Here is a 23,872-nt window from a genome sequence, read left to right on the forward strand (position 1 = left end):
GGCAGTTGGGAACCGTGTGACGGCTCGATCCGTCAAGTTGGCACCCCTGTCTGTGCAGGTTTTTCGGATGGCTGATGTGAAACGCTTCACACAGCGCCCGCGACTATCGCCGGCACACGGTGGCGCGCCGACTGGCGGCGAACTGTCGTACTGCCGTCGCATTCATACGTTAAAAGGTCGATGGATTGCCGACCGCGGATGAACCGGCGGGGATCTCGATATCGAGGAAGCGGGGCTTTGGCTCCGCTTTTTGTTGCCGGCGTTTTGCCCGCAAGAAAAAACCCACCGGGATGAGCCGGCGGGCTGACGGGAGCAAGTCTTCCCAATTTAGGTGAGATTAGGATTTAGGTCTGGTCAGGCCGCCAGAACCGCCTTCGGTTCGACCAGCTCATAGCCGAGTGCTTCGGCGACGGCGCGATTGGTGATCTTGCCCCTGTGGACATTGAGGCCGTTGCGCAAATGATGGTCGTCGACCAGCGCCTTCAGGCCCTTGTCGGCCAGCTGCAGGCCATAATGCAGCGTCGCGTTGTTGAGCGCGTGCGCCGAGGTCACCGGCACGGCGCCCGGCATGTTGGCGACGCAGTAATGGATCACGCCGTCGACCTCATAGGTCGGCTCGGCATGGGTGGTGGCGTGCGAAGTCTCGAAGCAGCCGCCCTGGTCGATAGCGACGTCGACCAGCACCGAGCCCTTCTTCATGCCCGACAGCATTTCGCGGGTCACCAGCTTGGGTGCAGCAGCACCCGGGATGAGCACGGCGCCGACGACGATGTCGGCCGAGAAGCATTCTTCCTCAAGCGCCTCGACTGTGGAGTAGCGGGTGTGGACGCGGCCGGTAAAGAGGTCGTCCAGCTGGCGCAGGCGCGGGATCGAGCGGTCGATGATGGTGACGTCGGCGCCGAGGCCGACCGCCATGCGGGCGGCATGCAGGCCGACGACGCCGCCGCCGAGCACGGTGACCTTGCCGGGCAGCACGCCGGGCACGCCGCCGAGCAGCACGCCGCGGCCACCATTGGCCTTCTGCAGCGCGGTCGCGCCGGCCTGGATCGACAGGCGGCCGGCAACTTCCGACATCGGCGCCAAGAGCGGCAGGCCGCCGCGGTCGTCGGTTACGGTCTCATAGGCGATTGCGGTGACGCCGGACGCGAGCAGGCCCTTGGTCTGCTCCGGATCCGGGGCCAGGTGCAGATAGGTGTAGAGGATCTGGCCGTCGCGCAGCTGCGCCCATTCGTTGGGCTGCGGCTCCTTGACCTTGACGATCATGTCGGACTTGGCGAACACGTCGGCGGCGGTCCTGGCGATGGTGGCGCCGGCGGCGCGGTAGGCATTGTCATCGGCGCCGATGCCGGCGCCGGCGCCGCTTTCGACCAGCACTTCATGACCATGCGCGACATATTCGCGGACGGAGCCCGGCGTCAGGCCGACGCGGTATTCGTGGTTCTTGATTTCCTTGGGGCAACCGACGCGCATAGTCTTCTCCTGATCCGGCCCTTCGGGCTCGTTCCCTGTATCAACCGAGTGAACCACAAATCGTTGCGCAGGTGTTTGCGAATGCGCTTGCGCGGGGTCACGCGTTTCGATAATCGTTGCGCGAAATCAAGGAAATTTCGCAGGAATCACGAGAAATGCCGCTCGACAGGATCGATATCGCCATTCTCGAGGCACTGCAGAAGGATGGCCGCATACCCAATGCGGCGCTCGCCGAAAGGGTCGGCCTGTCGCAGTCGGCCTGTTCGCGCCGGCTCGACAATCTGGAGAAATCCGGCACCATCCGCGGCTATCACGCCCGGCTTTCGAATGCAGCGCTCGGTCACCAGATGACGGCGATCGTGCACATATCGCTGTCGGGACAGTTCGAAAAGACGCTGTCGGATTTCGAGGCGGCGATCAAGCGCTGCCCGAATGTGCTGTCGTGCCACCTGATGTCGGGCGAATACGACTATATCCTGCGCATCGCCGCCAAGGATCTGGTCGACTATGAGCGCATCCACAAGGAGTGGCTGTCGGCGATGCCGCATGTGACCAAGATCAACTCATCCTTTGCCCTGCGCGAGATCGTCGATCGCACGGCGATGGGGATGAAGCCGGAACTGGCCTAGCCCTGAGCAGCCTCGGTGACGAGCCGGTCCATCGGGATGTCGTGTGGCTGCGGGTAGATGGTGGCTATGCGCTGCAGTTCGTAGCCGACGCCGATGACCAATGGCTTGAACGGCATGGCAGCCAGCGTGCGGTCGAAGAAGCCACCGCCATAGCCCAGGCGGTAGTTTCGCGGGTCGATGCCGACGATCGGCGAGATGACGATGTCGGGCAGCACCGGCTCGCCTTCGGCCGGGATCGGGATGTTCCAGATGCCTTTTTCCAGCCGGTCGCCGGGTACATAAGCGCGGAATATCAGCGGCTGGCCTTTCTCGATCACGATGGGCAGCGCCGTGCGGCCGCCGCGTTCGTTGATCGACGCCATCCACGGCCGCAGGTCCGGCTCGCCGCGAAACGGCCAATAGAGGCTGACCATGCGGCCGGCAATGTCGCCGATTGCCGCGTCGAGCCCTTCGGCGATAGCCCGCGACATCGCCACCCGCGCATCGGCGGAAACCGCCAACCGTGCCGCGATCAGACGCTCGCGCTCGGCCTTGCGCCAACGGCGCACATCGGTCCAGTCGGTCAATGGCGCGCGAAATTCCGGATCGCGTTCGTGCATGAAGCAAGGCGGCGAAGAATATTGCGCCCGCCCTTTGCCATCTTTGTCATCGTCGTTGGCCATGCTTCACTCCCGTGGTTCCAGCCCTGCAAGGCTATACCCGTCCATGCTTGCCGACATAGGCATTCGCGACATCCGGCGACGAGTCCTGGGCAGCCTTAAGCGGCAATCTAGCTCGCCGCGACATTGTTGCGGTGCACAAAAATCACTAGATAAAGGGAGACAAACAGGGGTGAATGCGATGAGTGAAACCAGCCATCATGTCGTTGTCGTCGGCGCAGGGTTCGGCGGTCTCGAACTCACCCGGGCGCTGGCCGGCGCACCCGTGCGCATCACCATGATCGACAAGCGCAACCATCACCTTTTCCAGCCGCTGCTCTACCAGGTGGCGACCACCTCGCTGGCGACCTCGGAAGTCGCCTGGCCGATCCGTCATCTGCTGCGCAAGCGCGAGGACGTGACGACCCTGCTCGGCAACGTCACCGGCGTCGACCGTCCAGGCAAACGCGTGCTGCTTGAGGACGGCAGTTCTGTTCCCTACGACACGCTGGTGCTCGCCACCGGCGCGCGTCATGCTTATTTCGGCCACGACGAATGGGAGCCTTTCGCGCCCGGGCTGAAGACGCTTGAAGACGCAACCACCATTCGCCGGCGCATCCTGCTCTCCTTCGAGCAGGCCGAGCGCGAGACCGATCCGGCCAAGCGCCAGGCACTGCTGACACTGGTCATCGTCGGCGGCGGCCCGACCGGCGTGGAGCTTGCCGGCACCATTGTCGAGCTCGCGCATGAAACGCTGCGTGGCGAATTCCGCAACATCGACACGCGTGAGGCGCGTGTGGTGCTGGTCGAGGCCGGAGACAGGATCCTAGCCAATTTCGCGCCAAAGCTGTCCGACTATGCGCGCAAGGCGCTGGAGCGGCGGGGCGTCACGGTCGAGCTTGGCCGCGCCGTCACGCGCCTCGATGCCGAAGGCGTCGTCTTTGGCGATACGCATCTGCCGGCGCGAACCATCCTGTGGGCCGCCGGCGTGGCGGCTTCACCCGCGGGAGAGTGGCTGGGCGCGCCGGTGGACCGGGCGGGCAGGGTAATGGTCGAGCCCGATCTGACCGTGCCGAACAGTCCTGAAATCTTCGTCATCGGCGACACCGCGCATGTCTTGCGGCCGGACGGCAAACCGGTGCCCGGCGTGGCGCCCTCGGCCAAGCAGGAGGGCAAGCATGTTGCCGCGACGATCAGGGCGCGGCTGGCCGGCGATAGCGCGCCGCGCCCTTTCCGCTACAAACATGCCGGCGACCTGGCGACGATCGGCAAGTGGGCAGCCGCGATCGATTTCGGCTCGATCAAGCTCACGGGATGGCTTGCCTGGTGGCTGTGGGGCGTGGCGCATATCTACTTCCTGATCGGTTTTCGCAACCGGCTCTCGGTGTCGCTTAGCTGGCTATGGATCTATTTCACCGGCCAGCGCAGCGCGCGGCTGATCACCCAGGGCGATGATAACAAGGGCTGAGGTTCTCAACCGCGGCCAAGGATATTCATCCAGCCGTCACCTTTAGCTGATCGACTGACTTCCCGATGGACATGGCCGGTTTTCGGCGCGAAGCTTCCGCTCGGGGCTGGGATCTTGTCACGTCGCTGGGAAGGAAAACCAATGCCGCATCTCAATTACCCCGTCTCCCGCCGTAGTTTTCTTGCCGGTACGGCCGCCAGCGGTGCGCTGATCATGCTCCATCCGTTTTCCGCCCGCGCGCAGGCCAATCAGGCGCATCTGAGGATCATGGAGACCACCGACATCCATGTGAATGTGCTGCCTTACGACTACTACGCAGACAAAGCCAACGACACGATGGGCCTGTCGCGGACGGCCTCACTGATCGGCGGTGCGCAAGGAAGCCACCAATGCGATGCTGATCGACAATGGCGATCTTTTGCAGGGCAATCCGATGGGCGATTACATCGCCTATGAGAAGGGCCTCAAGGAAGGCGATCTGCATCCGATCATGAAGGGCATGAACCTGCTGGGCTATGAATGCTCGACGCTCGGCAATCACGAGTTCAACTACGGCCTGTCGTTCCTCGACAAGGTGCTGGCCGGGGCCAATTTCCCGTTCGTCTGCGCCAATCTGATCCGCGGCACCGAGCTTGCCGCCAACCCGCGCGACGACAAGCTCTACCTCAAGCCCTATGTCATCCTCGACAAGAAGATCAAGGACGGGTCGGGCGCCGAGCAGCCGATCAAGATCGGCATCATCGGCTTCGTGCCGCCGCAGATCATGGTCTGGGACCTGAAGAACCTGGAAGGCAATGTCAGGACGCGCGACATCGTCGAGGCGGCCAGGGCATGGGTGCCGCAGATCAAGGAGGAGGGCGCCGACATCGTCATCGCGCTCTCGCATTCCGGCATCGATATCAAGCAGGGCGACGGCATGGAGAACGCCTCCTTCTTCGTCGCCGGCGTCGAAGGCATCGATGCGGTGTTCACCGGCCATCAGCATTTGGTCTTCCCCGGCAAGAAGGATTTTCAGGCGCTCGAAGGCGTCGACACCGAGAAAGGCACGCTGCAGGGCAAGCCGGCCGTGATGGGCGGTTTCTGGGGCTCGCATATGGGACTGATCGATCTGCTTCTGGAACGGGACGGATCGAAATGGCGCGTAGCCTCGGCCACATCTGAGGCAAGGCCGATCTACGAGCGCGTCGACAAGGCAAACAAGCCGACGGTGGCGGACGACCAGCGCGTCGTCGATGCGCTGAAGGCGGACCATGAGGCGACACTTGCCTATGTCCGCCGACCCGTCGGCAAGACCTCGGCGCCGCTCTATTCCTATTTCGCGCTGGTCGCCGATGATCCGTCGGTGCAGATCGTCAACCAGGCGCAGAGCTGGTACCTCAAGGACATATTGAAAAGCACACAGTGGAAGGACGTGCCGCTGCTGTCGGCGGCCGCACCCTTCAAGGCCGGCGGGCGCAACGGCGCCGACTACTATACCGACGTGCCGGTGGGCGACATGGCCATCAAGAACGTCGCCGACCTCTATCTCTATCCGAACACGGTTCGTGCCGTCGAAATCACCGGCGCGCAAGTGAAGGAATGGCTGGAAATGTCGGCCGGCATTTTCAGGAAGATCGAGCCGGGCAAAGCCGACCAGGCGCTCATCGACACCGAATTCCCGTCCTACAATTTCGATGTGATCGATGGCGTCAGCTACGGAATAGACCTGTCGCAGCTGCCGAAATACGATGCCAAGGGTGGCGTCGCCAATGCCGGCTCGAACCGCATCGTCGGCCTCAGCTTCGACGGCAAGCCGATTGATCCGGCAGCGAAATTCGTCGTCGCCACCAACAATTACCGCGCCGGCGGTGGCGGCAATTTCCCCGACATCAATGCCTCGAAGATCATCTACGAGGCGCCGGACACCAACCGCGACGTGATCGTGCGCTACGTCGTCAGCGAAGGCACGATCAACCCCTCGGCCGACGACAATTGGTCGTTCACGCCGCTGCCCGGCACCAGCGTCGTGTTCGAGACCGGCCCCAAAGCGAAGGATTTCATATCTGGGGTGAAATCGCTCAAGATCGAGCCGGCCGGCGAGGGCGAATCCGGGTTTGCGAAGTATCGCATCCTGCTTTGAGGCAACGTGCAGCCAACAGGGAAAACGAGCGGGCATACGCCCGCTCAATCACGCTTCGGATCAGGCTTTGTAGACCACTTGGCGCACGTCGATGTAGCTGGCTCTAAAGCCGGCTTCGCAATAGTGGAGATAAAATTCCCAAAGCTTCTTGAAGCGGTCGTCGAAGCCGAGCGGGACGATCTTTTCCCACGACGCCCAGAAGCGGTTGCGCCATTCGGCAAGCGTGCGGGCATAGTCGTCCGGAAAGACGCGCTCGCGCAGATGGGCAAGGCCATGGTCGCTGCCCAGCGTCTTCAGGATCGACGGCGTCGGCAGCATGCCGCCTGGGAAGACATAGCGCTGGATGAAATCCGGCCGCGCCCGATAGGTGTCGTAAGCGGCCTCGTTGATGGTGATGATCTGCAGGCCGGCGGTGCCGCCGGGCCTCAGGCACGCCTTCATCTTGCCGAAAAATACCGGCCAATATTTTTCGCCGACCGCCTCGAACATCTCGATCGAGGCGATGCGGTCGTAAGTGCCCGTTTCGTCGCGGTAATCCTGCAGCTTGATCTCGACCTTGTCGGCAAGCCCGGCCTTCTGGATGCGCGCCTTGGCAAAATCGTGCTGTTCGCGGCTGATGGTCAGGCCGGTGACGCGGCAGCCGATCTCGCGCGCGGCAAATTCGGCAAAACCGCCCCAGCCGCAGCCGATCTCGAGCACATGGTCCTTCTTGCCGATGCCGGTATCCTTGGCCAGCGCGCGGTATTTGGCGGCCTGAGCGCTTTCCAGGTCGTTGGCGCCGGTCGCATAGAGCGCCGACGAATAGGTCATGCTGGGATCGAGCCATTGCTTGTAGAAGGCGTTGCCGAGATCGTAATGCGCCGAGATGTTGCGCTTCGAGCCTGTGCGGGTGTTTTCGTTAAACCAGTGGCGGATGCGCTGGACCGTGTTGATGAGCCAGCTGGCGCCGCCGGCAATGCGTTCCCCAACAGCCGAGTTGACGACGAACAGTTCGAGGAAGCTGGTTACATCAGGGCTTTCCCAGTCGCCGTCCATGTAGGATTCGGCAACGCCGATGGTGCCGCCGGAAAAGGCACGGCCGGGCAGGCGCCAGTTCTTCAACACCAGTTCGGCATCCGGGCCGGGTCCGTTGCCGCCGACAAGAACCGCCCGGCCATCCGGCATCCTCACCTTCAGCGAACCGCGCGGCAATTTCATCGCCGCCGACAGCACCATGCGCGCCTTGGCCGGCAGGCCCTTGACCATCTCGGCGAAATTGAGTTCGTCCAGCCTGATGGCGTCGCCGATGCCTTTGTATTCCCTGACAGCCATCTCACACCCCCCTGGACTTCCGCGGGGGCGGCGCAAGATCTGCCGGCCTCCACATCCTCCACTTTCATTCGCCAGGCGCGAACGCCGTAGCCTGCGTGAATTTTCGCCACAATCTTCCATGGCATTGGCCAAAACTTCAAGAGGCAAGCTTCGTGCGGCGCTGGCCCAGCTTGCCGGCCTGAGGCCAGAATCCGCGGGAGAGCGCGGCCCTCGGCGAAATCGCTATGGTTACGAACAGCCACATACGTTAGTTTCAGCCATGCGTTATGTCATCGTCATTGTCGCCATCGCCTTTTTCCTGATCTGGGACGGCCTCTACAATCAGGGCCGCTATCTCGACACGACGGTCAGGGAGATGTCGCGCGTCGTGCGCTACGTCACCGGCAAAGCCTAGCTTTTTGCGCCTCTGCAAAGTCGCCTACCGGCATTGCCGGGCGCGACATCGTGGCGGTTGACGCGACGGTCCCGCTCACACAAAACATGCTGCAAATCGAACGTGGAGGCAGGCGTGATCCGGCATATCGTTTTCTTCAGCGCGCGGCGCAAGGACGATGTCGAGGCCGTGCGCACAGGCTTGCTCACACTGGGCAAGATCCCGCATTCAAGCCTCTTCGAGGTGACGCTCAACACCAAGGTCGATCCGCTGTCGGATGCGATCGACGTGGTCGTCTATGCCGAGTTCGAGGATGATGCCGCGCTTGCCGCATACAAGGCGCACCCGCTCTATGCCGAGACGACCAGCCGGGTCAAACCCTTGCGCGAATTGCGCTATTCGGCCGATATCGTGGCGACGGCCTGATCGGGCCGGCAAGAGGCCTTGAACCAATTTCGGGAATGATGCACACCGCGCCGGCATGACCAGCACGACCCATCCGCTTGACCATCTGGTGCTGCCGACGGCGAGCCTCGCCGTGGCGCGGGCGCGGCTGACATCGCTTGGCTTCATCGTCGCGCCAACCGGCATTCATCCCTTCGGCACCGAAAATTGCTGCGTCTTCCTTGCCGACGGCACCTATCTCGAACCGCTGGCGGTTGGGAACGAACAGCTGGCAGCGAGTGCGATCGCCGGCGGCAATGTCTTTGTCGCGCGCGACCGGCTCTATCGCGCCAGGCTGGGCGATGAGGGCTTTTCCGCCGTGGTGCTGGCCACCGACGATGCCGATGCGGACCATGCGCGCTTTATCAAAGCCGGCCTGTCGGCGGGAGACGTACTGAGCTTTTCCCGCGCCTTCACCGACACGGCCGGAAAGAGCGACATGGCCTCGTTCAAACTGGCTTTCGCGGCCGGCGCCGAGACGATGGACGCCTTTCTGTTCGCTTGCGAGCGGATCAACGCCCCTCAAATCGACCGTGCGGCGCTGCAGGCTCATGCCAATGGCGTGACCGGCATTGCCGAAGTCGTTGCGGTCAGCGATGTGCCTTCCACACAGATCAGCCTGATCTCGACAGTGGTTGGCTCGGAGCAGCAGAGCAGCGCGGTCTTCGACCTGCCGAATGCGCGTCTGACCGTTCTGGATCCTGCGGCTTTCACCGCGCGCTTCGACATTCCGGCCGGTGCGCCGACAAGAGTTCGCTTCGCCGCGATTGTCTTTTCAGTCCGCAGTGTCGGCGCTGTCGCGAGGCTGCTTGCAGACAACGCCGTCGGGCACGATATAGCGGGCAACGAAATCGTCGTGCAGCCGGCATCCGGACAGGGCGCGGCTTTCATCTTCCGGGAGACCCCATGAGCAAGCCGCAAGGGCCTAATTCGATGGCGCCGAATTCGTCGGTAACCGTCGGCAACGTCGTCTTCGACAACAGCGGGCCCTTGGCGTTGATCGCCGGCCCGTGCCAGTTCGAATCGCGCCAGCACGCTTTCGACATGGCCGGCGCGCTGAAGGAACTGACCGGCAAGCTCGGCATCGGCCTCGTCTACAAGACCAGCTACGACAAGGCCAACCGCACCTCGCTGTCGGCAACGCGCGGCGCCGGCATGGACGCGGCGCTTCCGGTCTTCGACGAGTTGCGCAAGGCGTTTTCACTTCCCATTCTGACCGATGTCCACACCGAGGAGCAGTGCGCGATCGTCGCACACCATGTCGATGTGCTGCAGATTCCGGCCTTCCTGTCGCGCCAGACCGACATGCTGGTCGCCGCGGCCAAGACCGGCAAGGTGATCAACGTCAAGAAGGGGCAGTTCCTGGCGCCTTGGGATATGAAGAACGTGGTGGCCAAGATCACCGGTTCGGGCAACCTCAATGTGCTGACCACCGAGCGCGGCGCGTCTTTCGGCTACAACACGCTGGTGTCGGACATGCGGGCTTTGCCTGTGATGGCCGAGATCGGCGCGCCGGTGATTTTCGACGCCACCCATTCGGTGCAGCAGCCGGGCGGGCAGGGCGGTTCCTCCGGTGGTGAGCGCCGCTTTGTCGAGACGCTGGCGCGGGCTGCCGTTGCCGTCGGCGTCGCCGGCGTGTTCATAGAGACCCACCAGGATCCCGACAATTCGGCCTCCTCCGACGGGCCCAACATGCTGCCGCTGAAGGACATGCCGGCGCTGCTCGAAAGACTGATGGCATTCGACCGCATCGCCAAGAATGCTGCTGACCTGAACCGAGGCTGATGGTTTCGGCTATGGCGCGCGCGCTGCCCTGCTTGTGGAAGGCATAAGCCGGCTGTAGGCTCGCTCCTGCAAATGAGCGTCTTGGCAGGAGGAAGCCATGTCCGTCGCCCGCGTCACCGAAATCACGTCGTCGTCGAAAAAGAGCTTTCAGGACGCCATAGAGAAGGGGATTGAGCGCGCCTCAAAGACCCTGAAGAACGTCGAAGGCGCCTGGATCCAGGACCAGAAGATCGTCGTCGAGGACGGCAGGATCGCGGCCTATCGCGTCAACATGAAGGTGACGTTCATCCTCGCGGAGTAACCGCCCGCCGCTCGAAAAACGGGAACTTTCGCCCGCGCACCTCATTGTCAAAGTATCGATCAACGACATGAGGAGCATCAGCCATGACCACCCAAACAGGCCACACCGAAGCCATCGCCGCTTCGCGCGTCATCGGCACGTCGGTCTACAACACCGAGGGCACGAGCATCGGCAGCATCGAGGACATCATGCTCGACAAGACGTCGAACGGCATCATGTTCGCGGTGATCGGGTTCGGTGGCTTTCTCGGCATTGGCGAGAAGTACCACGCCATTCCGTGGGCGAGCCTCGACTATGACGAGGACAAGGGCGGCTATGTCGTGCCGTTCTCGAAGGAGCAACTGAAGGCAGCACCGGCCTATTCGATCAATGAACTGGCCGGCGCCGATGGCGAGGCCGCACGTGACGCTTCCTATGATTACTACAAGGTCACGCCGTATTGGCATTGATCAGCTGCGCTGACGCCTGACGTGAAAAGGCCCCCGAATTCCGAAACGGGGGCCTTTTCAGTGCAACCCGACAGTTTCTAAATTATTCTGCTGCATGAAGCGTGGACAGTTGCGTCGCCGCCCTGGGCGGCTGCTGCGTATCGCAGGACGTCAGGAACGCCGCCGCGATCAGGAACAAACTCACGATACCGCTCAACTCGGACATGGCGAAACTCCTCCTGTTTCGCCCCGCGCATCACCATCCTAGTCGACACAGAGATTGTTATCTCTGAATTATGATGACGTGGTGTTGTCGAACGTGATCCGAGGCATGCTCAGCCGAGGAGTCCGGCATTCTTCACCGCCTTGAAAATCTTTTCGTGCCAGGCGATCCGATCCGCTTCGCCATTGGCCTGCGTGGCGGAATTGGCGTTGCCGACGTTGATCGCGCGCGAGATCTTTTTGATCAGGCCGGCATCGGCAAAGGCATTGCAGCCTGCCCCTTTCCATTCGGCGCAAGCTGCGAGCAGCGAAGTCTGCGGATCCTCGATCAGTTCAGGATGATTGGCGAGGTCAACCTTGGCGAGCTTGCCCTTGGCCGTGTACGCGTCGCGCCCGGTGGTCTGGAACGTGCCGCCGCCGCGGAAATTGAAGCCGTCCAACGTTCCTTTCACATTGCCCATGCGGCCGCCATAGGCCCAGTCGCCCAGGGCTTGCGGCTTGCGCAGCAGGTTGTCCTCGATCCACTGATCGGTCTTGCCCGCGGCTCGCGACCTCCATGCGTTCCGGATTGCCGCCACGGTCGTGTAGGTCAGGGATTCGCGAATGAGGGTGAAGCCACCGGTTTCCATCGCCGCTTGAGCGAAGAAATGCATCAGCCGATCATAATTGTTGCACACGCCATGATCGCCAAGTGTCTTGAGGCCCTTGTCGGAGGTAAAGGTGCCGATGTAACGGTCATAGATTGTTCGCTTGGAACCGCTTGCCGGTCTCGGCGCGAATTTCTGGAAGACCGCTGCCGGCAAACCCTTGTTCGGATCGCCCGCAACCGCTTCGAGCACGCTCTCGACACTCTCGGTCGACAGCACCGGTTCGCCTTCGACGACCACCGAAGCATTGGGAATTCGCTTGCCGTTGCTTTTCGGGAAGCCACCGCCGGCAAAGGTTTTCAGATCGTCAATGAGGGCGATTACGCGTGTCCGGCTCTCCGTGAAATCCATGTCGGAAAGCGGACCGCTCACCTTCTTCGTTGGGTTGATGCATCCGACGCTGGACAGGAAATTGACGCCCGGATGGATCAGGATTTCGGTGCGCTTGTTGGTCTTCAGCAGTTCGAGTCCAGGTTTGGGTGGCGTCTTGGCGCCAGTGTAGCCGATGGTCACATATTTGCCTCCGGCCTGTGTCGCCAGTGGATAGGTTCCGGGCTCGATGCGCCTGCCATTGTCTTCTTTGGAATTGTCGCCAGGGCCGCGAGATTCACACACGAACCCCGATAGACCCGTTACTGCCGTGCCGTTGTGGAAGACTTTATAGGTACCAACCGTCCTGCGTCGGGTGCCCCTCATATGCTCGACTTTACGGCTAATAAGAAGTTCCCAGCCAGTACCTGAAATCGCTGCCATTGCCACCTCCCCAAAGAGTTCAAGTTTGTTGATTTCACTGTTGTCGTCAAATAGTCCGCGTTGTAGATGTGACCCTAACATCTTCGAATTCTCTGCATTGTGAAGTTTGTCACGTTGGCGGTAGCCTCTTTTGAAGCATCGGCTGGAGTTTGTGTGCCGTCTGGTATTTCGTGACAAAGGCATTGCCGCGATAAAAGGGGGAGGGGCATCCGCCCCATGGGCCTAGACATATGAGGTCAGGTAGGGGTTGTTGTTTGCGTCAGATGGCGTCGCCCATGGCCCCTGGGCCTGGCCGCATGGGGCGATCGTCGCTATTATTTCATGCCATTCCTGATTGCCTTTTGCGGCACTTTGGCTAAGAGGGGCGCGACGCTTTCAATCGATCAATCGGGGACATCGCAATGACCGCCATCATCGACATTGTCGGGCGTGAAATCCTGGACAGCCGTGGAAATCCGACCGTCGAGGTCGACGTCGTTCTCGAAGACGGCTCGATGGGCCGCGCCGCGGTGCCGTCCGGCGCGTCGACCGGCGCGCATGAGGCCGTCGAACTGCGCGACGGTGGCGCCCGCTATCTCGGCAAGGGCGTGCTCAAGGCGGTCGAGGCCGTCAATGGCGAGCTGTTCGAGGCGATCGGCGGCATGGAAGCCGAAAACCAGATCCACATCGACCAGACCATGATCGAGCTCGACGGCACGCCCAACAAGAGCCGGCTCGGCGCCAACGCCATTCTCGGCGTTTCGCTGGCGGTCGCCAAGGCAGCAGCGGAAGCCGCCGGCCTGCCACTCTACCGCTATGTCGGCGGCACCAAGGCGCATTTACTGCCGGTGCCCATGATGAACATCATCAATGGCGGAGCGCATGCCGACAATCCGATCGATTTCCAGGAATTCATGATCCTGCCGGTCGGCGCGCCGACTTTGCGCGAAGGCGTGCGCTGGGGCTCGGAAATCTTCCACACGCTGCGCAAGAAGCTCAAGGATGCCGGCCACAACACCAATGTCGGCGACGAAGGCGGCTTCGCGCCCAATCTGAAGAGTGCGCCGGTGGCGCTCGATTTCATCATGGAATCGATCGAGAAGGCCGGCTTCAAGCCGGGCGAAGAGATCGCGCTCGGTCTCGACTGTGCGGCGACCGAATTCTTCAAGGACGGCAATTACGTCTATGAGGGCGAGAAGAAGACCCGCGATCCCAAGGCGCAGGCCAAGTACCTGGCCAAGCTCGCCGCCGACTATCCGATCATCTCGATCGAGGACGGCCTGGCCGAGGACGACTGGGAGGGTTGGAAGTACCTGACCGATTTGATCGGCAACAAGACGCAGCTGGTTGGCGACGACCTCTTCGTCACCAACACGGCGCGGCTGCGCGACGGCATCCGCATGGGTGTCGCCAATTCGATCCTGGTCAAGGTCAACCAGATCGGCTCGCTCACCGAAACGCTCGACGCTGTCGAGACCGCGCACAAGGCAGGCTACACAGCCGTCATGTCGCACCGTTCGGGCGAAACCGAGGATTCGACCATCGCCGACCTCGCCGTCGCCACCAATTGCGGGCAGATCAAGACCGGTTCGCTGTCGCGCTCGGATCGCATGGCCAAGTACAACCAGCTGATCCGCATCGAGGAAGAGCTAGGCAAGCAGGCGCGCTACGCCGGCAAGTCGGTAATCAAAGCTTAAATTCTGCCGAACTGGCGAAAACGACGAAGGGCGGGATTTTCCCGCCCTTTTTCGTTGCGGGCGCTGGCTAATGCACCTATCCGTAACCGTCCATTAAGCACAATCGGGCGAGATAGACAGGTCAGAGGATTGCGACCATGTGGACACGCCAGCACAAGCAGAGAAACACCGGCCGGCTGATCATCCCGTCGCTTTGCGTGGCGTTCCTGGCCTATTTCGGCTTCCATGCCTATCATGGCGAGTTCGGCATCAATTCCAAATATCAGCTCGAAGCGCAGAGCATCGAATTGCAGGCCAAGTACGATGCCATCAAGGCGCGCCGGGTCGATCTGGAGCGGCGCGTCCAGCTGATGCATGAGGGCACGCTTGAAAAGGATATGCTCGACGAGCAGGCACGCCGGGCGCTCAATCTGTCCCAGCCCGATGAAATCACCATCATGCTGCCGGCCAATTCGAAATAACCTAATTTAGGTTAATCGCTTTTATTTACAATGATTCTAGGCATTTAGATGCATGCCAGCCATGCGTTTTTCTGCATGGCGAAACGCGGTCTCGCATGTTAGCTTCCTTCCAATCGGTGGGGAGGAGCTGATCCTCCCCGGAGCAGACATGGTCTGCTTTAGTGTCCGCAAAGAGACGCCAACAGGGAGTGATGCATGGCCACCGCCGCCAAAAAAGCGCCTGCCAAATCCGTTAAATCGACATCCGCCAAATCAACCGGGCTTTCCGCCCCCAAGCCGGCCGACTTCACCAAGGACGAGGAGCTTGCCGCCTACCGGCACATGCTGCTTATCCGCCGCTTCGAGGAAAAGGCCGGCCAGCTCTACGGCATGGGCTTTATCGGCGGCTTCTGCCACCTCTATATCGGCCAGGAAGCGGTCGTCACCGGCATGAAGATGTCGCTGATCAACGGCGACCAGATGATCACCGCCTATCGCGACCATGGCCACATGCTGGCGATGGAACTGTCACCGCGAGGCGTCATGGCAGAGCTGACCGGACGCCGTGGTGGCCTGTCGAGGGGCAAGGGCGGCTCCATGCACATGTTCTCCAAGGAGAAGCATTTTTACGGCGGCCACGGCATTGTCGGCGCGCAGGTCTCGCTCGGCACCGGTCTCGCCTTCGCCAACCGCTACCGCGACAACAACAATGTGTCGCTGACCTATTTCGGCGATGGCGCTGCCAATCAGGGTCAGGTCTATGAAAGCTTCAACATGGCCTCGCTGTGGAAGCTGCCGGTGATCTACATCATCGAGAACAACCGCTACGCCATGGGCACTTCGGTGTCGCGCTCGTCGGCCGAAACCAATTTTTCGCATCGCGGCGCCTCGTTCAAGATTCCCGGCATTCAGGTCGACGGCATGGATGTGCGTGCGGTCAAATCCGCCGGCGATCAGGCGACCGAATGGTGCCGTGCCGGCAACGGTCCGATCATCCTCGAGATGCAGACCTATCGCTATCGCGGTCACTCGATGTCGGATCCCGCGAAATACCGCTCCAAGGAAGAAGTGCAGAAGATGCGCTCGGATCATGATCCGATCGAGCAGGTCAAGGCGCGGCTGACGGCCAAGAAGTGGGCGACCGAGGACGAGCTCAAGAACATCGACAAGGAAGTCCGCGACATCGTCGCCGACGCTGCCGAATTTGCCCAGCACGACGCAGAGCCGGATCCGTCCGAGCTCTGGACCGACATCGTATTGTAACGGGAGGGCAAGGACATGCCGATCGAAATTCTCATGCCCGCTCTCTCGCCGACCATGGAAGAGGGCAACCTTTCCAAGTGGTTGAAGAACGAGGGCGACAAGGTCGTCGCCGGCGATGTCATCGCCGAGATCGAAACCGACAAGGCGACGATGGAAGTCGAAGCCGTCGATGAAGGCACGATCGGCAAGATCGTGGTTCCCGCCGGCACCGAAGGCGTCAAGGTCAACGCGGTGATCGCCGTGTTGCTGCAGGACGGTGAAAGTGCAGGCGATGTCGAAAAGAGCGGCAAGCCTGCCTCCACCCAGGATGCCGTTTCCGCTGGCGGTCAGCGGACCGATGCAGCCGAGGAAGGTTCAAAAGCGGCTCCCCAGGATGCCGGCGAGGCTCCGAAGGCAGTTCCCGCCGCTCCGGCGGCCAAACCTGCGGCCGATCCCGATATTCCCGCCGGCACCGAGATGGTCTCGACCACGGTGCGCGAGGCCTTGCGCGATGCCATGGCCGAGGAAATGCGCCGCGACGGCGATGTCTTCGTCATGGGCGAGGAGGTCGCGGAATACCAGGGCGCCTACAAGATCACGCAAGGCCTGCTGCAGGAATTCGGGCCGCGCCGCGTGGTCGACACGCCGATCACCGAGCATGGCTTTGCCGGCGTCGGCGTCGGTGCGGCAATGGCCGGCCTGAAGCCGATCGTCGAATTCATGACCTTTAATTTCGCCATGCAAGCGATCGACCAGATCATCAACTCCGCCGCCAAGACGCTCTATATGTCGGGCGGCCAGATGGGCGCGCCGATCGTGTTCCGCGGCCCGAACGGGGCTGCCGCCCGCGTCGGCGCCCAGCATTCGCAGTGCTATGCCGCCTGGTACAGCCATATTCCCGGCCTGAAAGTGGTGATGCCGTACACGGCTGCCGATGCCAAGGGCCTGCTCAAGGCGGCGATCCGCGATCCGAACCCGGTCATCTTCCTTGAAAACGAAATCCTCTACGGCCAGTCCTTCGACGTGCCGAAGCTCGATGATTTCGTGCTGCCGATCGGCAAGGCGCGCATTCACAAGCAGGGCAAGGACGTCACCATCGTCTCGTTCGGCATCGGCATGACCTACGCCATCAAGGCGGAAGCCGAACTGCGCGGCATGGGCATCGATGCCGAGATCATCGATCTCCGGACCATCCGCCCGCTCGACCTCGACACCGTCATTGCCTCCGTGAAAAAGACCAACCGCCTGATCGTGGTGGAAGAAGGTTTCCCGCAGAACTCGGTCGGCGACCACATCGCCAGCCAGGTGTCGCAGCGTGCCTTCGACTTCCTCGATGCGCCGGTCATCACCATCGCCGGCAAGGACGTGCCGATGCCCTATGCGGCGAACCTCGAAAAGCTGGCCTTGCCCAATGTCGGCGAGGTCATCGAGGCGGTCAAAGCCGTCACGTATCGCTGAGCCGGTCGGGAGGACATCATGCCAATCAACATCACCATGCCGGCGCTGTCGCCCACGATGGAAGAGGGCAATCTTTCCAAGTGGCTGGTCAAGGAGGGCGACAAGGTTTCGCCGGGCGACGTGATTGCCGAGATCGAGACCGACAAGGCGACGATGGAAGTCGAAGCGGTCGATGAGGGCACCGTCGCCAAGCTCGTCGTTCCGGCCGGCACCGAAGGCGTCAAGGTCAATGCTCTGATCGCCATTCTGGCTGGCGAAGGCGAGGATGCAGGGGCGGCGGCAAAGGGCGGCGGCGATGCCGCGCCCGCGAAAGCCGATGCCAAACAGGATAAGGCGTCAATCTCCCCACCAGTGGGGGAGATGTCGACGAAGTCGACAGAGGGGGGCGCTGCCCCGCCGACCTCTCAGTCTGTCGCGCCCCCCTCTGGCCTGCCGGCCATCTCCCCCACAAAGGGGGAGATCAGCCAATCGTCAGGCGAGCGCACCTTCGCTTCGCCGCTGGCTCGTCGCATCGCCAAGGATGCCGGAGTCGACGTGTCCGCCGTAACCGGCACCGGCCCGCATGGCCGTGTCGTCAAGGCCGATGTCGAGGCGGCGATCGCCGGCGGTGGCGCCAAGGCCGCGCCGGCCGCGAAAGCCGCACCTGCCGGCGCTCCGGCGTCTGCGCCGGCTCCGGCACCCAAGGCGATGTCGGACGAACAGGTGCTGAAGCTGTTTGCCGAAGGATCCTACGAGCTCGTCCCGCACGACAATATGCGCAAGACCATTGCCCGCCGCCTAGTCGAGGCCAAGACAACCATCCCGCATTTCTACCTGACGCTCGACTGTGAGCTCGATGCCCTGCTGGCGCTGCGCACACAGATCAATGCGGCGGCTCCGATGAAGAAGACCGACAAGGGCGAAGTGCCCGTCTACAAGCTGTCGGTCAACGACATGGTGATCAAGGCGATGGCGATGGCGCTGATGGCGGTGCCGGATGCCAATGCGTCGTGGACTGAAAGCGCCATGGTCAAGCACAAGCACGCCGATGTCGGCGTTGCCGTGTCGATCCCCGGCGGCCTGATCACGCCGATCATCCGCCACGCCGACGAAAAGACGCTGTCCACCATCTCCAACGAGATGAAAGATCTCGCGAGCCGTGCCCGCAGCCGCAAGCTGAAGCCTGACGAATATCAAGGCGGTACGACGGCGGTTTCCAATCTCGGCATGTTCGGCATCAAGGACTTTGCCGCCGTCATCAACCCGCCGCATGCGACGATCCTGGCGGTGGGTGCGGGCGAGCAGCGGCCGGTGGTCAAGAATGGCGAGATCAAAATCGCCAATATCATGTCGGTGACGCTGTCGACCGATCACCGCGCCGTCGACGGTGCGCTCGGCGCCGAACTTCTGGTCGCCTTCAAGCGCATGATCGAAAATCCGATGGGCATGCTGGTCTAGGAAGGAAAAAGGCTGTGCGGAAATTCGTAACCAGCCTTTTCGCCCTGATCCTTTCCGGCCTGGCCGGCGGGCTGGTGGCGCTGTGGCTGGCAATCGTCACCAATGCGAATTCCGAATACATCCTGGTCTTCATGGTTTCGGCGCTGGTCACCATCGTTGCGACGGTGGCGTTTTTCATCGCGCAGTTGGTGCCAAACCCGCAAAGGGCGATAAACCTGACGGGGCTTGTTGGGATTGCGTTGTTCGTGCTGGCCGGAATCGGGCTGATCGCCTGGACCTTCTCGCAGCCGCCGGGCAAGGCCCAGTGGTCAGGCGATCTTCACTTTGGCGCCGGTCTGATTTTGCCAAGCATCGCCACGGTTATCGTGCAGTGGCTGTTCGTGGGATGGCGCGTGCGGCGCGGGCTTAAGGCGGAGGCGGGTGCGGGTGCATGAAGACGATCCTCTGCTACGGCGATTCCCTGACCTGGGGCTATGACGCGGCGAGCCTCGGGCGCCATGCGCTGGAAGATCGCTGGCCGAGCGTGCTCAAGGCGGCGCTGGGCGACGATGATATCGAAGTCCTTGCCGAAGGTCTGAACGGCCGCACGACGGCCTTCGACGATCACCTAGCCGGCGCAGACCGCAACGGCGCCAGGGTGCTGCCGACAATCCTGACCAGCCATGCACCGATCGACCTGATCGTCATCATGCTCGGCGCCAACGACATGAAGCCCTGGATCCACGGCAATCCGGTCGCCGCCAAACAGGGCGTGCAGCGGCTGATCGACATCGTGCGCGGCCACGATTATCCGTTCGGCTGGGCCGCGCCGCAAATCCTGATCGTTGCGCCACCCGCGGTCAGCCGCACCGACAATGCCGAATTCAAGGAAATGTTTGCCCGCGGCGACGAGGCCTCGAAGCGGCTGGCGCCGCAATATTCCATCCTTGCCGACGAAGCCGGTTGCGGCTTTTTCGATGCCGGCAACGTGGCCGTGACCACACCGATCGACGGCGTCCATCTCGATGCGGAAAACACGCGAAACATCGGCCAGGCGCTGGCGCCGCTGGTGCGCGTGATGCTGGCAAGGGAGTAGGCGGTGATCCAGGTTCTAATTGAGGAAGGTGATATTGCTGATCAAGTATCGGACGTGATGGTACTTAAGTTCGCTGAGAGACCGCACGGCGCCGACAAATATATCTCCGACCGTGAAGGTTTTGTTCCATCAGTCTTAGAAGGGCAGAGTCAGGCGATAAAGTCTCGCAATACGAGTGCAGCCACTATCTTGTTTGTAGGAGTTGGTACCCTATTGGAGTTTGGTTACGAGAACATAAGAACATTTGCACGAAATGGATTATCTCTCGCAACTCGCGCAAACCCAGACGCGACCAAGATAACGATGACTGCTCACGGCCCCGGTTATGGTCTAGATGAAAAGCAGGCGTTTGTTTCTCTGTTACTCGGACTTCAGGATGCGTGGTCAGAATTGGCTGGTAGGACAAAGATTGATTCGGTTGTTATCGTTGAAAAGAATCGAAAGCGTGTTGAGCGATACAGGAACATTGTCGACGCCTTGGGATTTTACACAATAGGGGAACTATTACTTGGCAATGTTGAACATCTTGATGACGAACGGGTTGTTTTTGCTGACAAAAGCGTTTCTCTTCCGAGGAAAAATGGTGCACTATTTCTAGCGATGCCTTTTGCAGAGAAATTTGAAGATGAGCATTCTGCAATTAGAGAGGCATGCGAGTCACTTGACGTTCTCTGCGAGCGTATCGACACCGGTCCTTTTTTGGGAGACATTGTTGAGAAGATAAAACAGAAGATAGAGGCTTGTGATATTTTTGTAGCGCTCCTGAACGACAATAATCCAAATGTATTTCTAGAACTTGGATACGCTTGGGGGAAAAATAAAAAGACTATTTTGATCGTTGAAGACGTATCGGGTCTGCCTTTTGATGTAAAAACAAAAAATGCCATAGTCTACAAGTCAAGATTTAAATTGCGCGAGGATATGAAAAGAATTTTGGCCGAAACTCTATCAATGAAGGTTGTGCAATGAGCGAACCCTACGACGTCATCATCATCGGCTCCGGCCCTGGCGGCTATGTCACGGCGGTGCGCTCCGCCCAGCTCGGCTTCAAGACTGCCATCGTCGAGCGCGAGCATCTCGGCGGCATCTGCCTCAACTGGGGCTGCATCCCGACCAAGGCGCTGCTGCGCTCGGCCGAGATCATGCACTATTCCGATCATCTGAAGGACTACGGCCTGAAGCTCGAAGGCGGCAAGGTCAGCGCCGACACGGCCGCTGTCGTCGACCGCTCGCGCAAAGTGTCGTTGAGGCTCAATGGCGGCGTCGCCTTCCTGATGAAGAAGAACAAGGTCGACGTTATCTGGGGCGAGGCCAAGCTCTCCAAGCCGGGTGAAATCGTCGTCTCCAAGACGGCCAAGAAACCGATGGAGCCGCAGCCGCCGGTGCCCAAGGGCGTCAAGGGCGAGGGCACCTATACCGCCAAGCACATTATTCTCGCCACCGGCGCCCGGCCGCGCGCGCTGCCCGGCATCGAGCCGGACGGCAAGCTGATCTGGACCTATTTCGAGGCGATGGTGCCGAAGGAGATGCCGAAGTCGCTGCTGGTCATGGGTTCGGGCGCCATCGGCATCGAGTTCGCCTCCTTCTACCGCACCATGGGCGCCGAGGTGACGGTGGTCGAGCTGTTGCCGGCGGTGATGCCGGTCGAGGATGCCGAGGTCTCGAAATTCGCGCAGAAGCAGTTCGAGAAGCAGGGCATGAAAATCATCCTCGAGGCCAAGGTGACCAAGGTCGAGAAGGGTGCCAACTCGATCACCGCCCATGTCGAGATGAAGGACGGCAAGGTCGAGAAGATCACCGCCGACCGCATGATCTCGGCCGTCGGCGTGCAGGGCAACATCGATAATCTCGGCCTCGAGACGCTCGGCGTGAAGACCGATCGCGGCTGCGTCGTCATTGACGGCTATGGCAAGACCAACGTTCCCGGCATCTACGCTATCGGCGATGTCGCCGGACCGCCGATGCTCGCCCACAAGGCCGAGCATGAAGGCGTGGTCTGCATCGAGAAGATCGCCAATTTCCCCGGCGTGCATGCGACAGACAAGCTGAAGATCCCGGGCTGCACCTATTGCAACCCGCAGGTCGCCTCGGTCGGGCTCACCGAAGCCAAGGCGAAGGCCGAAGGCAAGGACATCCGCGTCGGCCGTTTCCAGTTCGGCGCCAACGGCAAGGCGATCGCGCTTGGCGAGGACCAGGGCTTCATCAAGACCATCTTCGACAAGAAGACCGGCCAGCTGCTCGGCGCGCATATGGTCGGCGCCGAGGTGACGGAGCTGATCCAGGGCTTTGTCGTGGCGATGAACCTGGAGACCACCGAGGAAGAGCTGATGCACACCATCTTCCCGCATCCGACGCTGTCGGAGATGATGAAGGAAAGCGTGCTCGATGCCTATGGCCGTGCGCTCAACGCGTGATAAATTGGTGCCGCGAGACTCAGACGCATGCGCCGGAGGAAGCTTACGGCAAGACAGTTCGTTTCCGGATGCATTTTCACCTGACACTGGAGGAGTTGGCATATGGACGTGAATGGCGTGGGCTGGATTGCGGCCATCATCATCGGCGGTTTGGCCGGGTGGCTGGCCGAGATGGTCATGAAGAGCAATACCGGCGTCTTGATGAACATCATTATGGGCATTGTCGGCGCGGTGGTGCTGAACGCAATTCTCAGGGCGCTCAACATCGAACCCTTCGGTGTCGGCTGGCTCGCCTACCTGATCACCGGCTTCATCGGCGCCTGCCTGCTGATCTTTGCCGGGCGGCTCATTCGCCGATAAAACGGCTCGCCGTTTTATCTCGTTCTTCTGACGCAATTCCGGACGGAAAACCGTGTCACACTTTTCCTGGAATTGCTCTGGATCCCCGCTATGCGAAAAAGGCTGTGGCGGCATGCGCCGCCGCAGCCTTTTTCTTTGCACCGAAAAGTCCTAGATGACGCCAGAAGGGCGAATGCCGACGGGCAGACGCCAACAAGTCAGGTTTGAGATGGTCACTGTTCTCGACACGATCGCCAACGCGCCGCGCCTGCGGCACCCCGAGAAGGCACACAAGCCTGATCAGGACGTGCTGCGCAAACCCGACTGGATCCGCGTCAAGGCGCCGATGTCGAAGGGCTATGCCGAAACTCGCGAGATCGTGAAGTCGCACAAGCTGGTCACGGTGTGCGAAGAGGCCGGCTGCCCCAATATCGGCGAGTGCTGGGAAAAGAAGCACGCCACCTTCATGATCATGGGCGAGATCTGCACGCGCGCTTGCGCCTTCTGCAATGTCGCCACCGGCATTCCCACCGCGCTCGATGCCGATGAGCCGGCGCGTGTCGCGCATGCCGTCAAGCAGATGGGGCTGACCCATGTCGTCATCACCTCGGTCGACCGCGATGATCTCGCCGATGGCGGCGCGCAGCATTTCGCCGAGGTTATCCGGGCGATCCGAGCAGCGACGCCCTTGACCACGATCGAAATCCTGACGCCCGATTTCCTGCGCAAGGAGGGCGCGCTGGAGATCGTCGTGGCGGCCAAGCCCGATGTCTTCAACCACAATCTCGAAACCGTGCCGTCGAACTACCTGACGGTGCGGCCGGGTGCTCGCTATTTCCACTCGATCCGGCTGTTGCAGCGGGTCAAGGAGCTCGACCCGTCGATCTTCACGAAGTCCGGCATCATGGTCGGCCTCGGCGAAGAGCGGAACGAGATCCTGCAACTGATGGATGACCTGCGCTCGGCCAATGTCGACTTCATGACCATTGGCCAGTATCTGCAGCCGTCGAAGAAACACCACCCCGTGATCCGCTTCGTCACGCCGGAGGAGTTCAACTCCTTCGCGACGATCGGCAAGACCAAGGGTTTCCTGCTGGTGGCGTCGAGCCCGCTGACGCGCTCCTCGCATCATGCCGGTGACGATTTCGCCAGGCTGCGGGCGGCGCGTGAGGCGCAGCTTAAAAAAGCCAGTTAAAATCCTGC

The 23,872-nt window shown here is 61.2% G+C and carries 24 protein-coding genes and 1 pseudogene; 20 read left to right on the plus strand and 5 right to left on the minus strand.

The features are described 5' to 3' along the window. Positions 1-354 precede the first annotated feature (354 nt). Positions 355-1,470, minus strand: a complete 1,116-nt coding sequence (gene ald / locus NKI35_RS23555; RefSeq protein WP_352741584.1) for an alanine dehydrogenase — start codon at positions 1,468-1,470, stop codon at positions 355-357. Between the two features lie 155 nt (positions 1,471-1,625). On the opposite strand from ald, the gene NKI35_RS23560 reads away from it, so the two are divergent. Then, positions 1,626-2,099 carry an Lrp/AsnC family transcriptional regulator gene (locus NKI35_RS23560; RefSeq protein ID WP_023668897.1) on the plus strand — a complete coding sequence of 158 codons (474 nt, stop codon included), beginning with the start codon at positions 1,626-1,628 and terminating at the stop codon, positions 2,097-2,099. Here NKI35_RS23560 and NKI35_RS23565 read toward each other — a convergent pair. Then, complete coding sequence (locus NKI35_RS23565) at positions 2,096-2,761, minus strand: 5-formyltetrahydrofolate cyclo-ligase (protein WP_352741585.1); 666 nt, start codon at positions 2,759-2,761, stop codon at positions 2,096-2,098. The two genes, NKI35_RS23560 and NKI35_RS23565, sit on opposite strands and share 4 nt — an antisense overlap. A gap of 178 nt (positions 2,762-2,939) precedes the next feature. On the opposite strand from NKI35_RS23565, the gene NKI35_RS23570 reads away from it, so the two are divergent. Both NKI35_RS23570 and NKI35_RS23575 read left to right on the plus strand, forming a co-directional pair. Further along, the gene (locus NKI35_RS23570; protein ID WP_352741586.1) at positions 2,940-4,205 is read left to right on the plus strand and encodes an NAD(P)/FAD-dependent oxidoreductase; all 1,266 of its coding nucleotides are present in this window, start codon (positions 2,940-2,942) and stop codon (positions 4,203-4,205) included. Positions 4,206-4,346: 141 nt separating this feature from the next. Next, positions 4,347-6,324, plus strand: a pseudogene (locus NKI35_RS23575) (bifunctional 2',3'-cyclic-nucleotide 2'-phosphodiesterase/3'-nucleotidase). A 60-nt stretch (positions 6,325-6,384) separates the two neighbouring features. Here the strand turns inward: NKI35_RS23575 and NKI35_RS23580 are convergent. After that, positions 6,385-7,635, minus strand: coding sequence for a class I SAM-dependent methyltransferase (locus NKI35_RS23580; RefSeq protein ID WP_352741587.1), 1,251 nt, complete (start codon positions 7,633-7,635; stop codon positions 6,385-6,387). A 259-nt stretch (positions 7,636-7,894) separates the two neighbouring features. Between NKI35_RS23580 and NKI35_RS23585 the strand changes: the two genes are divergently transcribed. The 6 genes from NKI35_RS23585 to NKI35_RS23610 all read left to right on the plus strand — a co-directional run bounded on the left by NKI35_RS23585 (position 7,895) and on the right by NKI35_RS23610 (position 10,987). Next, positions 7,895-8,029, plus strand: a complete 135-nt coding sequence (locus tag NKI35_RS23585; RefSeq protein WP_023688440.1) for a hypothetical protein — start codon at positions 7,895-7,897, stop codon at positions 8,027-8,029. 114 nt (positions 8,030-8,143) lie between these two features. Further along, the gene (locus NKI35_RS23590) at positions 8,144-8,434 is read left to right on the plus strand and encodes a Dabb family protein (protein ID WP_023696086.1); all 291 of its coding nucleotides are present in this window, start codon (positions 8,144-8,146) and stop codon (positions 8,432-8,434) included. A gap of 55 nt (positions 8,435-8,489) precedes the next feature. Next, the gene (locus tag NKI35_RS23595) at positions 8,490-9,362 is read left to right on the plus strand and encodes a VOC family protein (RefSeq protein WP_352741588.1); all 873 of its coding nucleotides are present in this window, start codon (positions 8,490-8,492) and stop codon (positions 9,360-9,362) included. Continuing rightward, positions 9,359-10,237, plus strand: coding sequence for a 3-deoxy-8-phosphooctulonate synthase (gene kdsA, locus NKI35_RS23600; RefSeq protein ID WP_352741589.1), 879 nt, complete (start codon positions 9,359-9,361; stop codon positions 10,235-10,237). Before NKI35_RS23595 ends, kdsA begins: the two co-directional genes overlap by 4 nt. A 97-nt stretch (positions 10,238-10,334) precedes the next feature. After that, positions 10,335-10,538 (plus strand): dodecin family protein, encoded by a 204-nt coding sequence (locus NKI35_RS23605; RefSeq protein WP_023668908.1) that lies wholly within the window; start codon positions 10,335-10,337, stop codon positions 10,536-10,538. Between the two features lie 83 nt (positions 10,539-10,621). Next, on the plus strand, positions 10,622-10,987 hold the full coding sequence (locus tag NKI35_RS23610; RefSeq protein ID WP_023668909.1) for a PRC-barrel domain-containing protein: 366 nt from the start codon (positions 10,622-10,624) through the stop codon (positions 10,985-10,987). An 82-nt stretch (positions 10,988-11,069) separates the two neighbouring features. On the opposite strand, the gene NKI35_RS23615 is transcribed toward NKI35_RS23610, so the two are convergent. Then, complete coding sequence (locus tag NKI35_RS23615) at positions 11,070-11,192, minus strand: hypothetical protein (RefSeq protein WP_023682563.1); 123 nt, start codon at positions 11,190-11,192, stop codon at positions 11,070-11,072. A 109-nt stretch (positions 11,193-11,301) separates the two neighbouring features. Continuing rightward, positions 11,302-12,669: a glycoside hydrolase family 19 protein gene (locus NKI35_RS23620; RefSeq protein ID WP_352741590.1), complete on the minus strand. Its 1,368-nt coding sequence runs from the start codon at positions 12,667-12,669 to the stop codon at positions 11,302-11,304. 320 nt (positions 12,670-12,989) lie between these two features. Between NKI35_RS23620 and eno the strand changes: the two genes are divergently transcribed. The 11 genes from eno to lipA all read left to right on the plus strand — a co-directional run bounded on the left by eno (position 12,990) and on the right by lipA (position 23,864). After that, entirely contained in the window at positions 12,990-14,264 is a 1,275-nt protein-coding gene (eno, locus tag NKI35_RS23625) for a phosphopyruvate hydratase (protein ID WP_023688446.1), read from the plus strand. 137 nt (positions 14,265-14,401) lie between these two features. After that, positions 14,402-14,725, plus strand: coding sequence for an FtsB family cell division protein (locus tag NKI35_RS23630; RefSeq protein WP_023748672.1), 324 nt, complete (start codon positions 14,402-14,404; stop codon positions 14,723-14,725). A 195-nt stretch (positions 14,726-14,920) separates the two neighbouring features. Then, positions 14,921-15,967, plus strand: a complete 1,047-nt coding sequence (gene pdhA / locus NKI35_RS23635; RefSeq protein ID WP_023682559.1) for a pyruvate dehydrogenase (acetyl-transferring) E1 component subunit alpha — start codon at positions 14,921-14,923, stop codon at positions 15,965-15,967. Between the two features lie 15 nt (positions 15,968-15,982). Then, on the plus strand, positions 15,983-17,404 hold the full coding sequence (locus tag NKI35_RS23640; RefSeq protein WP_352741591.1) for a pyruvate dehydrogenase complex E1 component subunit beta: 1,422 nt from the start codon (positions 15,983-15,985) through the stop codon (positions 17,402-17,404). 18 nt (positions 17,405-17,422) lie between these two features. Beyond that, the gene (locus tag NKI35_RS23645; RefSeq protein WP_352741592.1) at positions 17,423-18,841 is read left to right on the plus strand and encodes a pyruvate dehydrogenase complex dihydrolipoamide acetyltransferase; all 1,419 of its coding nucleotides are present in this window, start codon (positions 17,423-17,425) and stop codon (positions 18,839-18,841) included. A 14-nt stretch (positions 18,842-18,855) separates the two neighbouring features. Next, complete coding sequence (locus NKI35_RS23650; RefSeq protein ID WP_023818872.1) at positions 18,856-19,275, plus strand: hypothetical protein; 420 nt, start codon at positions 18,856-18,858, stop codon at positions 19,273-19,275. Then, positions 19,272-19,916: an SGNH/GDSL hydrolase family protein gene (locus tag NKI35_RS23655; protein ID WP_023818873.1), complete on the plus strand. Its 645-nt coding sequence runs from the start codon at positions 19,272-19,274 to the stop codon at positions 19,914-19,916. Before NKI35_RS23650 ends, NKI35_RS23655 begins: the two co-directional genes overlap by 4 nt. 3 nt (positions 19,917-19,919) lie before the next feature. After that, the gene (locus NKI35_RS23660; protein WP_155924209.1) at positions 19,920-20,885 is read left to right on the plus strand and encodes a TIR domain-containing protein; all 966 of its coding nucleotides are present in this window, start codon (positions 19,920-19,922) and stop codon (positions 20,883-20,885) included. After that, positions 20,882-22,330, plus strand: a complete 1,449-nt coding sequence (gene lpdA / locus NKI35_RS23665) for a dihydrolipoyl dehydrogenase (RefSeq protein WP_352741593.1) — start codon at positions 20,882-20,884, stop codon at positions 22,328-22,330. Before NKI35_RS23660 ends, lpdA begins: the two co-directional genes overlap by 4 nt. Before the next feature lie 102 nt (positions 22,331-22,432). After that, positions 22,433-22,690: a GlsB/YeaQ/YmgE family stress response membrane protein gene (locus tag NKI35_RS23670; RefSeq protein ID WP_023668920.1), complete on the plus strand. Its 258-nt coding sequence runs from the start codon at positions 22,433-22,435 to the stop codon at positions 22,688-22,690. Between the two features lie 208 nt (positions 22,691-22,898). Beyond that, positions 22,899-23,864, plus strand: coding sequence for a lipoyl synthase (lipA, locus tag NKI35_RS23675; RefSeq protein ID WP_023688453.1), 966 nt, complete (start codon positions 22,899-22,901; stop codon positions 23,862-23,864). Positions 23,865-23,872: the final 8 nt, after the last annotated feature.

This window comes from Mesorhizobium sp. M0676, from assembly GCF_040320535.1.
Classification (GTDB): domain Bacteria; phylum Pseudomonadota; class Alphaproteobacteria; order Rhizobiales; family Rhizobiaceae; genus Mesorhizobium.

Bases quoted from the DNA above. Each gene is read 5' to 3' on its own strand.
- NKI35_RS23670 (WP_023668920.1), top strand. From the start codon at position 22,433: ATGGACGTGAATGGCGTGGGCTGGATTGCGGCCATCATCATCGGCGGT.
- NKI35_RS23560 (WP_023668897.1), top strand. From the start codon at position 1,626: ATGCCGCTCGACAGGATCGATATCGCCATTCTCGAGGCACTGCAGAAG.
- pdhA (WP_023682559.1), top strand. From the start codon at position 14,921: ATGGCCACCGCCGCCAAAAAAGCGCCTGCCAAATCCGTTAAATCGACA.
- kdsA (WP_352741589.1), top strand. From the start codon at position 9,359: ATGAGCAAGCCGCAAGGGCCTAATTCGATGGCGCCGAATTCGTCGGTA.
- lipA (WP_023688453.1), top strand. From the start codon at position 22,899: ATGGTCACTGTTCTCGACACGATCGCCAACGCGCCGCGCCTGCGGCAC.
- lpdA (WP_352741593.1), top strand. From the start codon at position 20,882: ATGAGCGAACCCTACGACGTCATCATCATCGGCTCCGGCCCTGGCGGC.
- NKI35_RS23615 (WP_023682563.1), bottom strand. From the start codon at position 11,192: ATGTCCGAGTTGAGCGGTATCGTGAGTTTGTTCCTGATCGCGGCGGCG.
- ald (WP_352741584.1), bottom strand. From the start codon at position 1,470: ATGCGCGTCGGTTGCCCCAAGGAAATCAAGAACCACGAATACCGCGTC.
- NKI35_RS23605 (WP_023668908.1), top strand. From the start codon at position 10,335: ATGTCCGTCGCCCGCGTCACCGAAATCACGTCGTCGTCGAAAAAGAGC.
- NKI35_RS23580 (WP_352741587.1), bottom strand. From the start codon at position 7,635: ATGGCTGTCAGGGAATACAAAGGCATCGGCGACGCCATCAGGCTGGAC.
- NKI35_RS23610 (WP_023668909.1), top strand. From the start codon at position 10,622: ATGACCACCCAAACAGGCCACACCGAAGCCATCGCCGCTTCGCGCGTC.
- NKI35_RS23645 (WP_352741592.1), top strand. From the start codon at position 17,423: ATGCCAATCAACATCACCATGCCGGCGCTGTCGCCCACGATGGAAGAG.
- NKI35_RS23630 (WP_023748672.1), top strand. From the start codon at position 14,402: ATGTGGACACGCCAGCACAAGCAGAGAAACACCGGCCGGCTGATCATC.
- NKI35_RS23570 (WP_352741586.1), top strand. From the start codon at position 2,940: ATGAGTGAAACCAGCCATCATGTCGTTGTCGTCGGCGCAGGGTTCGGC.
- NKI35_RS23585 (WP_023688440.1), top strand. From the start codon at position 7,895: ATGCGTTATGTCATCGTCATTGTCGCCATCGCCTTTTTCCTGATCTGG.
- eno (WP_023688446.1), top strand. From the start codon at position 12,990: ATGACCGCCATCATCGACATTGTCGGGCGTGAAATCCTGGACAGCCGT.
- NKI35_RS23565 (WP_352741585.1), bottom strand. From the start codon at position 2,761: ATGGCCAACGACGATGACAAAGATGGCAAAGGGCGGGCGCAATATTCT.
- NKI35_RS23640 (WP_352741591.1), top strand. From the start codon at position 15,983: ATGCCGATCGAAATTCTCATGCCCGCTCTCTCGCCGACCATGGAAGAG.
- NKI35_RS23595 (WP_352741588.1), top strand. From the start codon at position 8,490: ATGACCAGCACGACCCATCCGCTTGACCATCTGGTGCTGCCGACGGCG.
- NKI35_RS23620 (WP_352741590.1), bottom strand. From the start codon at position 12,669: ATGTTAGGGTCACATCTACAACGCGGACTATTTGACGACAACAGTGAA.
- NKI35_RS23655 (WP_023818873.1), top strand. From the start codon at position 19,272: ATGAAGACGATCCTCTGCTACGGCGATTCCCTGACCTGGGGCTATGAC.